The organism is Shewanella waksmanii ATCC BAA-643 (genome assembly GCF_000518805.1).
Taxonomy (GTDB): Bacteria; Pseudomonadota; Gammaproteobacteria; order Enterobacterales; family Shewanellaceae; genus Shewanella; species Shewanella waksmanii.
On sequence record NZ_JAEH01000011.1, the window covers coordinates 88331 to 102771 of the forward strand.

Consider the following 14441-nt stretch of genomic DNA (forward strand, 5'->3'; position numbering starts at 1 on the left):
GCTTGTTTTAGCTGCTTAAACTCCGACTGATAGTCAAGGCCTGGATATAGCGCGGCCAGTTGCTGCTGTTTGCTGCTATCAAACTTATATTGGGCGTTGCCAGCGGTTGTTCGGTCGCAAAGTGAGTTTGATAGAAATACACTAAGCTCTCTTTTGCATGTTCTGGCAGGGAGTCACTGATGGATACGGAGCCAAACAGGTAACGAAACTGTGGCCGTTTGGCGAGGTAGGCACCGATACCGTACCACAGGTAATCTAGGCTGCGCTTGCCCCAATATTTAGGTTGCACAAAGCTGCGCCCTAGCTCAAGCCCTTGTTCGAAATAGGGCGTGAACTTACTGTCATATTGAAACAGTGATTGGCTGTATAGCCCGGAGGTTTCTGGGTCATTATAGAGTTTTGCGGCGTGACCAAAGCGATAGGCGCCGACAATCTCCAGTGCTTGGCTGTCCCAAAGCACTAAGTGCTGATAGTGAGCATCATATTTATCGGTATCACGGCGCTGTCCACTGCCTTCGCCAACAGCTCTAAAAGCGATTTCTCGCAGGCGACCGATTTCACGCATGATGGGGTTGCTGTCGCCATGGTTGTATAGATAAATCTGCTTGTTGTCATGGGTTTGTCCAAGCAATTCACAGTGTGATAGAGCTTCTAGAAGTTCGCTGCGAGACTCTGGGTGGGCTATGGCATTTTGGGTCGTGAACAGTGGGCTTCGATTTTTGCCGATCCGATAGAGGTGATTCTTTAGCAGTTTTACTTGCGTCTTCAATGGGAAGTCGTGACCCATGACGACTTCTTTGGCGATGAGCTGGCCGATGCGGATCGGCATGGTTTTTTCCGCCTGTTTAAACATCTCTTTGACCAGCATTAAGCTTGCCAGCGGTTTGTACAACATAGATGCACCGTAGAAGGCCGCTGAATTTTTAGCATCGGCATACATTGGCAGCAACGGTGCTTGGCAAGCCTTGGCGATTTTAACAAAGCCGCTGTGCCAATGCAGATCGCGTACCCCATTTGGCCGCAACCTAGAGACCTCACCTGACGGAAAAATTAACACCGCCCCCTCATTCTTAAGGTGTTGGTGAATATTACTTAAATGCTGCTTTGGGGTGCCACCAGTCATGTTTCTTACTGGCAGCAGTATGTTATGCAGTGGCTCTAGTGCCATGAGTAGTTCGTTGGCAACCACTTTGATGTCTGGGCGCACTTTGCTTATCAGTTTGATCATGGCGAGTGCATCAAGAGAGCCGATAGGGTGGTTGGCATAAATAACCACGCGGCCTTCGCTAGGAATATTTTCAATTTCGCTATTGGGTACGCTGTAGTTGAAGTTGAATTTTGCGAGAACCTGCTCAATAAAATCGATACCGTTGAGGTAGTCAAACTCCTGAGTGATCTGTTGGCACTGCTTTTCCATTAAGAAGTAGCGTAATACCGCTTTAGTCGGTGTTGCTAACCAGGGTGATTGATTGATTTTAGGTAGGTTATTGGTGACAACATCATCGACACTGAAAATGGTCTTTTCCATAGTTGGCTACTCGCAATTTTTCCGTTGAAACGGATGAGGCCCACGGTACTGCGTTGTGAGCTTACAATAGGTTACCGCTCAGAGTAGGGGGGAAGTTTGACTAATCGATGACTGATTTATTGCAAACAGATGACTGTTGGCTGGGTAAAATTGCTAGGATTTTGCTTGTGCTAATAAGCTAAGTGGCAGTGTGATGATGAACCGAGTGCCTTGTTGTGGTGCCGACTCTACCTCAATATTGCCTCCAAGCACTTGGTTAACTAAGTTATAAACAATATTCATACCTAAACCACTACCACCTTTACCTCGTTTGGTGGTGTAAAACGGAGCGAAGATGTGATTTTTTACTTCATCGCTCATTCCGCAGCCATCATCTTGGTAAGTCATCACAATTGCTTCAGCTGTTTGCTCAACCTGTAAGCTTAAATGACCACTGTTACCGTCAGGATAGGCGTGGATCACCGAGTTATTAAATAGGTTACTGATGATTTGGTAGAAGGCTCCCGGGTTACTAGTTATTTGTAACGACTCTGGACATTGATACTCATAGTGGTGTTGAGTGCGTGATAGCAGTGGATTGAGCGAGACGAAAATCTCCTCTAGATAAACATGTAAATCAAATTGGCGTACGTCTTCATGGGACTGATCGACTGACACTTGTTTAAAGCTCTTAATCAGTCGAGAGGCACGGCCTAGGTTGGTTAGCATAAGCTGAGAGCATTCGGCGACCTCTTTTTGGTACAGCTCAAAATCATCGTGGGACACATCTTCGTTGGCATAGGCGGTATTAAAACGTTTTACACTTTCTTGTAGGTGTGATGCCGCAGTGACACTAATACCTATAGGTGTGTTGATTTCGTGGGTAATACTGGCAACCAATCCACCTAGCGCCGCCATTTTTTCTTTGTCGATTAACTCCGTTTGCGCATGATCTAAGCTTGCTAAAGTATCGGTAAGTTCCTGATTACTTTGTTCAAGGTCTTGGGTGCGAGCCTTGACTCTATCTTCAAGATCGCTGTTTAATTGTTTGAGTGCCAGCTCACTTTGCTTGAGCTGCTGAATATTTTTGATGGTGCCAGCAATGCGTGTCGGCTTTAAGTTAGCGTCCCGGCTGACCACCTGACCGCGGTTGAGTACCCAAATCCATTGATCGTTTTCGCCGCGAGCTCGATAAGCTATGGAAAACTTATCGGAGCGGTTTTCAAGGCAGCTATCTAACTGTTGCTGAATTTCGTCAACATCTTCTGGGTGGATGCATTGGGCGAGTACCTGCTTTAAGCTGACATTATCTTTGGGATAATTTAAGAAAGAGTTAGTGCGTACTGTGCGTTTTGCGACTAAATCCCAATCCCAAAATTCATCGCCGCTGCCCCATAACGCCAGCAATAAACGTTGTTCACTGTTTTCAATACGGCTCAGTACTTGGGCTTGTTGCTTGAATTGGCGATGTTTTCGGTAGAATAGTCCTGCAATGGTTAACACGACTAATAAAGCATACATGACATAGGCGAGTGGTGATAACCAAGGTGCTGGTGGGATAATAATTTTAAGTTGTTTGTTGGGGCTTAAGTTGCCATTTAAATCCCGAGCTCTGACCTGAAAAAGATAAGCGCCGGGCTTTAATCCCGTGAAGTAAATGAACTGCCCGTCAGGTGACGGCAGCCAAGTCTCGCTGAGTCCGATCATTCGGTATTCGTACTTTAGGTAACTGGCGGCACGCAGGCTTGGGCTATTAAAATGCAGCGAGAAAATATCATCGTTATAGTGAAGCTTTAGGGTTGCTGCCCGGTTGCCTTTTTGCAGATTGTTGCTGGTGGATGTAGGCAATGGTACGCGCTTATCTAAAATGTAAAGTGCATCTATAATCGGTCTTCGCGGGGCGCTGCCTAAACGAACCTGCGAGGGTTGGAAGTGGTTAAAGCCATTAATGCCACCTAAATATAACCACCCATCTTGGCTTAAAAAACTGGCGCCAAAATTAAATTCGTTGTCTTGAATACCATCATCACGGGTGAAGTTGACCACTTGTTGGTTTTTGGGGTTAAAGCGTGTGAGGCCATTGGCAGTGCCGAGCCATAATTGATGGGTGGCATCTTGCGTAAGTAAGTAGACAGTATCACCGATAAGCCCGTCAGCTTTGGTAAATAACTGAGATTGCTTACTGGTAGAGTCAAATTTAATTAACCCATCACTGCTCGCTATCCAGAGCAGGTTGTCATCGCCGGCCACGATATTGAATAAGTGATTGGACGGCAGCGCTGCATCAATATAGTGATTAAACTGTCCTTCAGCAGTGAGCTCTACTAGGCCATCTTGATAAGAGGTAAACCAAGTGTGGCCGCGCCTGTCTTGGGTGACGTCCGTCAAGGCATTAGTCGGTAGACTGTTGATGATATTTTCATTGTGCTGATAATGCTGTGGCGTTGTAGTGCCTTTAGTAAATCGATAGAAGCCGGCATCTTTTGTGGTTAACCAGCCATCACCCTGTGGGTCAAAGTACAGCGCGTAAAGCTGGTTTGTGGCCAGATAATCCACCGACTGGGGCGTTTGTGGAGTGTGATGTAAATGCCGGTAATCACCTTCTGCGCTATAGATAAATAAGCCATCTCCGCGAGTACCAAACCATAGTTTGCCCTGAGGCCCAAGTTCGATGAAGCTGATAAAGCCATTGCTTAAGCGACTATTACTGGGATCGAATTTTTTAAAGCTACTGGCATGACCTTGCTCATCGAGGGTGGTGACAAATACGCCCTTAGCCGTACCCACATAAAGCTGGCTATTGTGCAGTGCAATTGCGCGTACATCTTTATTTCTTAAATTGTTTTTATCGAAACTATAGGGATGTAAGTGACCAAAAAATGCAGCATTAAGGTTTGCCTTATTAAGTCCTCCGCCCTGAGTACCTATCCACATTTGCCGTTCGTCGTCTAACCAAAGCACATTGACCAACGGGCTAGATAAACTAAAAGGGTGGCTGTGGCTATGCTTTAACCAGCTAGTTTGCTGATGTTTTATATCGTAAAGTGCGACTCCTTGGTTGGCATAGGCCACCCATAAGGTGTCGATACCATCATACTTGAGGCTACTGATGGCTGAGTTAGGTTTATCTTCGGCAAGCGCAATTGGCTTTAATTGTCGCGACTCTACATTTAATAGCCATAGTTCACCTGTGCTGCTTGCTATCCAAATCTCGTTTCTAGGGGCTTGCTCTAATTGAGTTATATTGCCATTAATGACGCTGACATCGACCGCAATAAATTGATCCTGTGCGCTATCAAATACCATCAAACCATTAACAAAACTGAGCCACATTCGGTTAAATCTGTCTTGAAACAATCCAGTTATACTGTCGCTGATGAGTGCATGTGAGGTGCCATCATAGCGATAGTGTTTAAGTATCTTTTTAGTTTCAGGGTCAAAATATATCAGACCTTGATCAGCCGTTGCTATCCACAGGTGACCATTGGTGTCTTCGAGTAAATCAACAATGTGATTGTTAGGAATACCACTATTAGCCTGATTAAAGTAGGTAAAAGAGTCTGATTGTGGTAAGTAGAGGTTAATTCCATCACTGCGAGTGATAAGCCAAAGCCGTTGCTGCTCGCCATAATACAGCTTGGTGATATGCTTTTTAGATGGACCTAAGCCGTTGGCTTTAGGGTTGTACTGGATAAATTGTTTGCCATCAAAACGGTTTAAACCTGCCTGGGTTGCGACCCATAGATATCCCTGTTGGTCATGCACAACGTCATTGACGGTATTCATCGACAAGCCTTCATCAACACCAAAGGTGTCAAACCTTGGCGAAAATTGCGCAGCAGAACTGAAGAAGCTGAAGCAACAAATGATAAGGAGCAGCAGTGGTCTCATTACACCTAGCCGAGTTATTTTCTAATAAAGTTAGTGTTTTAAGCTATAAGTGTAGATGGGATTAACAAAAGTGCGAGATTGAAATGAAAAAGGGAGCTGAATTGACAGCTCCCTTATTTAATCTACGGCGGTGAAACTTAGAAGATTAAATGTGCGACACCGGCAATCACAGGCAAAGTGACTAGCGTACGCAGGATAAATACCACAAATAATTCTACGATATTCACGGGGATTTTACTGCCGATTAGCAGGGCACCCACTTCGCTCATGTAGATAAGCTGAGTCACAGACATTGCAGCAATAACAAAGCGAGTCATGTCCGATTCAATCGAGCTTGCTAATATCGATGGGATAAACATATCCGCAAAGCCCACCACGATGGTTTTCGACGCTTGTGTCGCTTCAGGAATTTGCAGTAGCTCAAGTAGTGGGATAAACGGCATACCTAAGTAGTCAAATATCGGCGTGTATTCAGCAATGATCAGCGCGACAGTACCGATTGCCATGACGACTGGGATGACACCAAAAATCATATCAATGACGTTCTTAACCCCATCTTTAAGCGTATGGCCAATACCACCAGCTTTCGAAGCTTTTGTCAGTGCCTGATCAAGTCCCCAAGACATCACACCATGACCTTGCGGAATCACCTCATCATCAGGGTGACGCGGCGTGTTGTCGATGTAGTTATCTTTTTTCCAAGATAGCGGTGGCAGTTTTGGCACAATAATGGCTGCAACAATACCAGCGAAACATACGGTTAAGTAAAACGGTACAAATAGGTGCTCCAATTTGACTTGAGAGATCACCACCAGTGAGAAGGTGATTGACACTGCAGAGAAGGTTGTACCGATAACCGCGGCTTCGCGTTGGGTATAAAAGCGGGCCTCATACTGTTTACTCGTCATCAAAATACCCACGCTACCATCACCTAGCCATGAGGCCATACAGTCAATGGCGCTGCGGCCAGGTAGGTTAAATACCGGACGCATAATCTTAGTGAGCAGGGTACCAAACAGTTCGAGCAGGCCGAAGTTAAGCAGTAAAGGCAGTAGCATGCCAGCAAAGATAAACACACAAAACAGCACAGGTAACAGATCATTGAGTACCAAGGCGCCAGTATCACCCGAATGGACGGCCTCTGGACCAATGCCCATATAGGTCAAGACAATAAATATCGCCCCTAATACACGTACTACTGTCCATGGAATAGACACATTGAGCAATGACGTGAAAAATCGACTGTTGCTGACAATAGCGGGCTTGAAAGCCTTGGTGACCAATGTTGCTAGCGCCGTAAATACCACGATAGCAGTGACAATGGCGGTTATGGCATCACCCAAATAGCTTTGAAGGCCTTTAGAGATGATCGCAATCGGGATAGTGATTGCATCGTTGTAGCTGATTGGTGTCATAAACAACAATAAGCCAATAAGTGATGGCACGATAAATGTCATTATCGTTTTCATGTTATGGGTTTGTTTTTCTGCCACTTTTTATGCCCTAAATTTTACTATGTTGATTTGAACTGCCTAGTTACAGTTCTTTGCTATAGATTGATTGATGCTGAATATCCATTCAAGCGTAGCGACGAAGGTTACTCCCTTCATCTAGCCATGTAAAACGATTCCAGCAATAGGTGAGAATATTCACTGATGAAGAATAGTTATTAGCTGATTTTGACTAAATATATTGTAGCGGAAAAAAGTGAGATTGCACTATGTACTTTTTGGTTAAAAACCTTTTAAAACAGTGTGATAATTGTGTTTTTAATTTGGGGTGGTTTGCCACTGTGTCCATAGTGGCAAACCGACTTTTGGTGAGCGAGGGTTAACCAAAGGTTTGTCGTAAGCCTTTGGCTTTGTCTGCGTTATATTTGAGCTCTAATATTGAGTTTTCAACTTCAGTTAACGCTGACAAGTTGGAGTTTGCTGCATGGTTGATTTCATACACCCCGTTGTTTATCTCATTAACGACTTGTTTTTGTTGATCAGCAGCCACTGCATTTTGCTGGGCCAAGGATTGGATGTGGCTCACCGATTGGTAAATATTCTCTAGGTGCCCGGCAGACTCTTGGGTTTCATTGGCGCAATCTTGTGCTTGTTCACGGCTATGCTCCATCTGCTTGGCCCAGTCGCTGAGCATGTTGAACATCTTATCAACACTGGTTGAAATGCTATTGGTCGATACTTGGGTACGGCTCGACAGGGCGCGCACTTCATCGGCGACCACGGCAAATCCGCGTCCCTGTTCACCGGCTCGAGCAGCTTCAATGGCCGCATTAAGCGCTAATAGGTTAGTTTGCTCGGCAATGGCATCAATCTCACTCATGGCATTGGCCACCTGCTCAGCCTCTTTGTTTAGTTGCTGAGCATTTTCGGCTGCTACCGTGACAGAATCGGTCAAGGCGGCAATGCTATTGGCATTGGTTTGCATCTTATCGCGACTTTCTGCACACAGTTGATAAGTTTGCTCAATATGATCTGAGGTGGATTGAGTATTAGTCGCTACCTCGCCAATTGTGGCACCCATTTCCTCCATTGCACTGGCTATCTGCTCAATTTGGCGGTTCTCTTTATCTATCCCCGCATGGGTCTGGTTTGCTGCGACAATCAACTGACTGGCTATATCATTAATGGTGTTGGCGCTGTCTTGGTTGCGACCCAGCACCCCTTGCAATTTGGCTTCTTTCATCAGCATTTGAAAATCTAATAGTGATGATGTATCTCGACCGCAATAGATAAATCGACTCACTGAGTCATAGCTTTGCTTCATTGCCATTAGTTTGGCTGGCACTCGAAACGCCTCGTCATAGAAAATCGCTAAATTAATAGCCATCAATAAACAGCCGGCAACAATCACTTGCCAACCGAATAGATAACCTGCAAGCGCTAAACCTGCGGTGGCACTGATGGCCGAGAGAATACGTTTATTGTTTAGGCTCAAAGGATCGTTTACGGCTTTACCTGAGTTTAATCTTTGGTAGATTTTCTCTGCGGCGGTGATGTATTGCTGCTTAGGTTTTACTCGGACTGATTGGTAGCCAATCACTTTGCCATGTTCATATAAAGGTGAAACAAATGCATCGACCCAGTAAAAACGTCCATCTTTGCAGCGGTTTTTGACCACACCACGCCAAGATTGGCCGGCATTAAGCTTTTGCCAAAGATCAGCAAAGGCGGCTTTTGGCATATCTTGATGGCGAATAATGTTGTGATTTTGACCAATCAACTCTTGTTGTGAATAGCCGGAAATATCCAGGAAAGTTTGATTAATGTAGGTAATTTTACCTGAAAGATCGGTGCTAGAAATTAATTCGTCGTCGGCTGCGAGCTGCACTTCCCGCTTCGATAGGCTTACTTGCTGTCGGGTCATAATCTACTACTCAGAAGTTATTGTAGGTTTCACAGGTGTTATTTTAATGGCTTCGATATTATCATTTAAACACTTGTTTTGTTAGGTGTATCACATAAAAACCACAATTGTGATGTGGATTAGTTTTTCCTGTGTTTTTGCCGTAGATTTCACCTTACAAATAACATGCTGTGCTACTAATCTGAGCTTTATTAGCGAATGCTGCTTTGTCTTTTTTTATGAACAATCTGCCTTTACAGTCAGTTTTTACGTTGCGGTAAAATCGCCCGCTAGGATTGAAGTAATAGTTAGTCATTGACCACATTGTAAATATTTCAGGCTAGACCTTAGTAACAAAATCTGTTTCCATAGACGTTTGTGGCATTTTATGTGTAGTGAATGTAATAAAGATGATCTTAAGGCAACAAAAACTTTCTAAGCTCGCATTTCGGTTTGGCCTGCTTGGTTTGCCGGGTTTAGTGCTGGGTGTAACCGTTGCCACGCTATCTTTCACCGATGTTGATGGTCACGGTTTTAGCTTTTTCAATTATTCAGTCAGTGAGCTTGGGCATTACGGTCACTCAGCTGGTGCTGTGTTACTTAATGGTGGGCTATTTTTCGGTGGCCTGAGTTTAGTGCTGTTTTGTTTGTTCGCTATGCAGATAAGTGATAGCCCTTGGCTTGTGCCTTGCTTTTTGTTGTTAGGCGGCAGTTTTTTATCTTTAGCCGTGGTGGGGTTGTTTCCGATTAACGTCTATCATTTGCACAACAAAGCTATGCATTGCTTCTATTACTTTGGTTTTAGTAGTAGTTTGACCTACCTGTTTTACAGTGCGTTTGCCAAGCGCCGATTTGCTTCGTTAGGCAGTATTTTTTGGGCCTTTTTGACTTGGGTGAGCTTTACGCTGTCGTTATTATTGGCACATCTAGATATTGGCATTGCGGTCAATGGTAAACCGTTTTATCAAGAGATGGTGATGGCGCAGCCTAGACCAGAACTGTGGTGGCCAGCCTTGATTGAGTGGATCAGCGTAGGTTTGTTTGTATTGTGGGTGTTCTCGCTGGTTTGGAGCCAGCGAGAGTCAAAAGCCTAAGTGATTAGCCGGCTAAGGTGTTGTTAAATCCTGGTTGGCCATGCCAGTAACCGTCACAAGATAAATCCCGCTCGTCTTTACTGTTTAACGACTTCTCGGTTATCAGTTGTTGAGCCAGTTCTATACTGTCTAGCGATGACGGCGAAACCCTAAAATAACTCACTCCCATTGCTTGCATCTTGTGAAACTCATTGCGTAAATCAATAGCTTGAGCCGACTGAGTTTGAATGCCATTAATACGTAGTAGTGGTTGATTCTCTTGGGTTTGCGCTAATAAGCCTTTGGCGTGGTCGATACAAGCAATCTTACAGGCATCTTTTTGGCGTCCCAGCTGCCTCGCGGTAAAGCAACGCGCTGAATGGGCGAGTGGTAGATAGCCATGGCCAAAAACTTCCGCTTCAAATTGGCGTTTAGTGCTGTCAGATAGAATGTGTCCTAGCCAATGCTTGGAAAGCTCTACTGGCATAACAAAACGTTGCATGCCCCAGCTTGCCAGCTTATTGAGTGTGGCGAGGTTGTAATTATTAATGCTGGGCCCACAAACAAAGGGCAACTCTAAAGACTTAGCAACCGATACCGCTCCCATGTCGTTAGCTTCAATAGTAAATTCACCATTGTCGATATGTTTACTTAACTCAGTAAACTCTGACGGAGCTTCAATGAGCGCTAGCGTTGATAGCACCACTTGCTTACCACTTTCACGCAATTGCTGGGCGATTGCCATATAGTCGGAAAACTTGATCTCTCGACGACGGCTACAGACGGTTTCCCCCACATACACCAGCGGGATATCGCTGTCAGCGACTTGCTGATAGAACTCTGTGACTTTAGCTTTGGACCAACAGTAAAGTAGTGGCCCAAGAGAAGCATTAAGGGTATTTTCCATGATTATTGCCATGCTCGCTCGTAAGCGCCTAGTGTCGTGGTTTGGCCTTCAGAGACTTTAGCTAAAGCGGCATCCCATTGTGATTGGCACTGATAAGCCTGTGGATCATTAAGATAGGTATCAATAGCTTGTCGCCACACCTTGGTGACTTGTTCCACATAGGCTGGACTGCGCTGGCGGCCCTCTATTTTAAGCGATACCACATTAGCTTTGGCCAGCTCCGGCAGCAGACTTAGGGTATTGAGGCTAGTTGGTGACTCAAGAATATGGCTTGGTTTGGCATTCTCAGCGGTGGTATAGCGACCTTTGCACACTACTGGATAACCCATTTGTTCATCCACACTGGACTCGTCAATCAGGACGTTATTGAGCCGGGTTTGGCGGCTCGCGCCGACTTCTTGCCAACGAACATGTTGCGCCGGTGAGCATGAGCCACCCGTGTTGGGAGATTGCCCTGTGACGTATGAGGATAAATGACAGCGGCCCTCGGCCATAATGCATAAGCTACCAAACGCAAACACCTCTAAATCGACGGGGCTGACTTTAGATAGATCGCGTACCTGTTTCATCGATAAAACTCGAGGTAATACCGCGCGTTCAATGTTGAACTCTTTCTTATACAAGTTCAGTGCACCTAGATTGGTTGCACTGGCTTGCACAGATAAATGTAGCGGCAAATGTGGGTAACGGCTGTGGGCATAATCTAACAGTGATAAATCCGCCATAATTAGCGCATTGACGCCGGTATTGGCGGCTAAATCAATGGCATCGTACCAGCGTTGCTCTTCACCTGGTTTAGGGAATGTATTGATAGTGAGAAAAATCTTTTTCCCTAATGACTGGGTGTACTGGGCTGCTTGTTGTAGTTTTTTCGGCGTAAAGTTTAGGCCGGCAAAAGAGCGTGCATTGGTGTCGTCTTTTAACCCTAAATAGACTGCATCAGCCCCAGCGTTGAGCGCCGTTTTTAGTGAAGCCAGATTCCCTGCTGGACATAACAGCTCCATGATGGTGTTCTCCCACAAAAAGACTGGAGTTTAAAACCGTTTGCAGATCGAATTGTTGATGTAAAACAGGTTTGTGATCATAAAATCTGGTTAAACTTGGTTTCTTTTTTTGACAAGCAGCACGTTTGCCGCTTATTTCATCAACCGAGCGTTTCGGTTCGTTGACGCTATCCCTTGAACGTTATGGAGTATTCCCTTTGATGCAATCGCGTTTATTTGCCCATGCCGCCAAACAGCTGCTTAACCATGGACCACAAATCGTCGCTAAACCGCTGCAGTTGGTTCCTTTTGCTGTAAAAGGTCAAGCTTTACAGTCAATGCTGAGTCTAATCCTCAAGCAGCAGATAATTGATGAAGAACTGGATTTTCTTGAGCAACGTTGGGTGGGGATTAACATCACCGATATGGACTTACGATTTGAGGTGAGTTTCGATGGTCAAATCAGTGTGGCACCCAGTGGTAACGCCGAAGTGGTATTTAGTGGCAATTCCAAAGATCTGTTGCTCATTGCTGCGGGCAAGGAAGATCCCGACACGCTGTTTTTTCAACGTAAGCTAACAATTGAAGGCGATACAGAGTTAGGTTTAGAGGTAAAAAACCTGCTATTAGGGGTTGAGTTTGACACTATGCCTGCGCCGCTAAGAGATAGTATCGATAAGCTTGCCGAGCTATTACAGTATTTACAACGTCAGGCACCCATTAACGCTTAAATGGTGCGCTGCGCCATTGATGTTGTTGGCGCAGCCTTTTATTGGAGTGTTATAACGACGCTTGTTTATTTTTTACCTATCCATTGGCTGAGTAACGTAATGCTCAAATGACCGATTGTTGCGGCAATGGCGGCATAAAGTAAAGTGGGGACAAACCAGCTAATGGCGGTGTCATACAGCATTGACTACTGCGTTGAGTTGCCGTCATAAAAAATACCGCCGGGATTTTCGACCCATTCCCAAACCGTAATCACTAATGTGACTATGCTGGCAACAAACAAGCCGAATGCTAAACCAAATGACCAACAATGTTGGCCTATGCTCGTCCAATTCATCAAATGCCTGACATCCTAATAAATATTATCTTGCTAGGGTAAAGACTGTAGCTTAACTGTCTATGAAGCCTTAACCATTAAATTCGCTAGCCTTGATTATGGCTCAGTTAAAATAATTAAGGCCCAAGCAAAGTGACTTCGCTTGGGCCTCTAGCTAGCTGTTTCTTTGCAGGGAAAAAGCGAACTGATAACATCTTATAACACTTGTATCTCAGAGTGCTAGCGGTTTTTGCGATAAAACTGCCGAGTGTGACCTAAGCTTAAGTTAATTGAGAGATCACGATTTGCAACAGATAAAAAAGGGCTCAACCTTAGGTTGAGCCCTGAGCGCATTTTCTACTTGCAGGGAGAAAATGTATAGCAATTAATTGCAGTAACGGTTGCCGTTACAATGCGTTGGTAAAGATTTGGCAGATTTCAGCATGGGTCGCTTGTTGTGGGTTAGTTAACCCGCAAGCATCCTTTAACGCGTTATCAGCCAACGTTGGAATATCCTCTGCTTTCACGCCCAGCTTGGTGAGGTTTTCAGGAATATGCACCGCGACAGACAATGCTTTAATCGCGTCAATAGCGGTTTGGGCACCTTGTTCATCACTCATGCCACTGACATCAGCGCCCATTGCTTTAGCAACATCTTTTAAGCGGGGAGCGGCCACTTGTGCGTTGTATTCTTGTACATGCGGTAGTAACAGCGCGTTACAGACACCATGTGGCAAGTCGTAGAAACCTCCGAGCTGGTGAGCCATAGCGTGCACATAGCCTAAACTCGCATTGTTAAAGGCCATGCCTGCAAGGAACTGGGCGTAAGCCATTTGATCGCGAGCATCAATGTTTTGATCATTTTTAACGGCTTCAACTAAGTTACCTTTAATCAGCTCAATGGCTTTAATTGCACAAGCGTCAGTAATCGGGTTAGCCGCAATCGATACATAGGCTTCAATGGCATGGGTTAATGCATCCATACCTGTCGCAGCCGTCAGCCCCGCGGGTTTGGCCAACATAAGTTCAGGGTCATTAACTGATAAAATGGGCGTAGTGTGCTTGTCTACAATGGCCATTTTAATGTGACGTTCTTCATCGGTAATAATGCAGAACCGGGTCATTTCACTGGCGGTACCGGCAGTGGTGTTAATCGCCACTAACGGTAGTTGAGGCTTACTAGAGACATCTAAGCCTTTATAGTCTTTGATGCTGCCGCCATTGGTTGCCACTAATGCAATACCTTTTGCGCAGTCGTGTGGAGAGCCGCCACCGAGAGAGACCACAAAGTCACAGTCATTAGCGGTTAGAAGTTTAAGGCCTGCTTCAACGTTACCCACGGTTGGGTTCGGTTGCACGCCGGCGAAAATGACAGAGCTAACATCAGCTTGACCTAACTTTTCAGTCACTTGTGCGACCAATCCGATATCTACCAAAGGTTGGTCGGTGACAATAAGCGCACGCTTAAAGCCTAAGGTTTTAATATCACCAATCGCATCATCGACAGCGTTTTGGCCTAGTACGTTTACAGATGGGATAAAAAATTTAGCAGCCATAAAATTCACCTTTATGCTCAAAATTAAAAGTTGTTATCTTTATCTGGTAACTAAAGTACCAACCCCCATGGCCAAAAGGTGTGATCCGCGTCTGATTTGTCCGCGGATTAGCCATAGGGATGATG

The 14441-nt window shown here is 45.1% G+C and carries 10 protein-coding genes; 2 read left to right on the forward strand and 8 right to left on the reverse strand.

Annotated elements, in window-relative coordinates:
- Positions 1-7: 7 nt before the first annotated feature.
- The 4 genes from olsF to L865_RS0107350 form a co-directional block, all read right to left on the reverse strand.
- Complete coding sequence (gene olsF, locus L865_RS23295; RefSeq protein ID WP_483852535.1) at positions 8-1528, reverse strand: bifunctional ornithine lipid synthase OlsF; 1521 nt, start codon at positions 1526-1528, stop codon at positions 8-10.
- A 153-nt stretch (positions 1529-1681) separates the two neighbouring features.
- Complete coding sequence (locus tag L865_RS0107340; protein WP_028772645.1) at positions 1682-5398, reverse strand: sensor histidine kinase; 3717 nt, start codon at positions 5396-5398, stop codon at positions 1682-1684.
- 137 nt (positions 5399-5535) lie between these two features.
- Positions 5536-6867: a YjiH family protein gene (locus L865_RS0107345; protein WP_037470735.1), complete on the reverse strand. Its 1332-nt coding sequence runs from the start codon at positions 6865-6867 to the stop codon at positions 5536-5538.
- Positions 6868-7228: 361 nt separating this feature from the next.
- Positions 7229-8773, reverse strand: a complete 1545-nt coding sequence (locus L865_RS0107350; protein ID WP_028772647.1) for a methyl-accepting chemotaxis protein — start codon at positions 8771-8773, stop codon at positions 7229-7231.
- A 389-nt stretch (positions 8774-9162) separates the two neighbouring features.
- On the opposite strand from L865_RS0107350, the gene L865_RS0107355 reads away from it, so the two are divergent.
- Positions 9163-9846 (forward strand): DUF998 domain-containing protein, encoded by a 684-nt coding sequence (locus tag L865_RS0107355; protein WP_028772648.1) that lies wholly within the window; start codon positions 9163-9165, stop codon positions 9844-9846.
- Positions 9847-9850: 4 nt separating this feature from the next.
- Here the strand turns inward: L865_RS0107355 and L865_RS0107360 are convergent, their stop codons facing one another.
- Positions 9851-10732, reverse strand: coding sequence for a U32 family peptidase (locus tag L865_RS0107360; protein WP_037470723.1), 882 nt, complete (start codon positions 10730-10732; stop codon positions 9851-9853).
- Between the two features lie 2 nt (positions 10733-10734).
- Positions 10735-11736 (reverse strand): ubiquinone anaerobic biosynthesis protein UbiU, encoded by a 1002-nt coding sequence (gene ubiU / locus L865_RS0107365; protein WP_028772650.1) that lies wholly within the window; start codon positions 11734-11736, stop codon positions 10735-10737.
- A gap of 200 nt (positions 11737-11936) precedes the next feature.
- On the opposite strand from ubiU, the gene ubiT reads away from it, so the two are divergent.
- Complete coding sequence (gene ubiT / locus L865_RS0107370) at positions 11937-12446, forward strand: ubiquinone anaerobic biosynthesis accessory factor UbiT (protein ID WP_028772651.1); 510 nt, start codon at positions 11937-11939, stop codon at positions 12444-12446.
- 185 nt (positions 12447-12631) lie between these two features.
- Here ubiT and L865_RS25855 read toward each other — a convergent pair whose 3' ends face one another.
- Positions 12632-12781 (reverse strand): hypothetical protein, encoded by a 150-nt coding sequence (locus tag L865_RS25855; protein ID WP_245608408.1) that lies wholly within the window; start codon positions 12779-12781, stop codon positions 12632-12634.
- Between the two features lie 386 nt (positions 12782-13167).
- Complete coding sequence (gene yiaY / locus L865_RS0107385; RefSeq protein WP_028772652.1) at positions 13168-14316, reverse strand: L-threonine dehydrogenase; 1149 nt, start codon at positions 14314-14316, stop codon at positions 13168-13170.
- Positions 14317-14441: the final 125 nt, after the last annotated feature.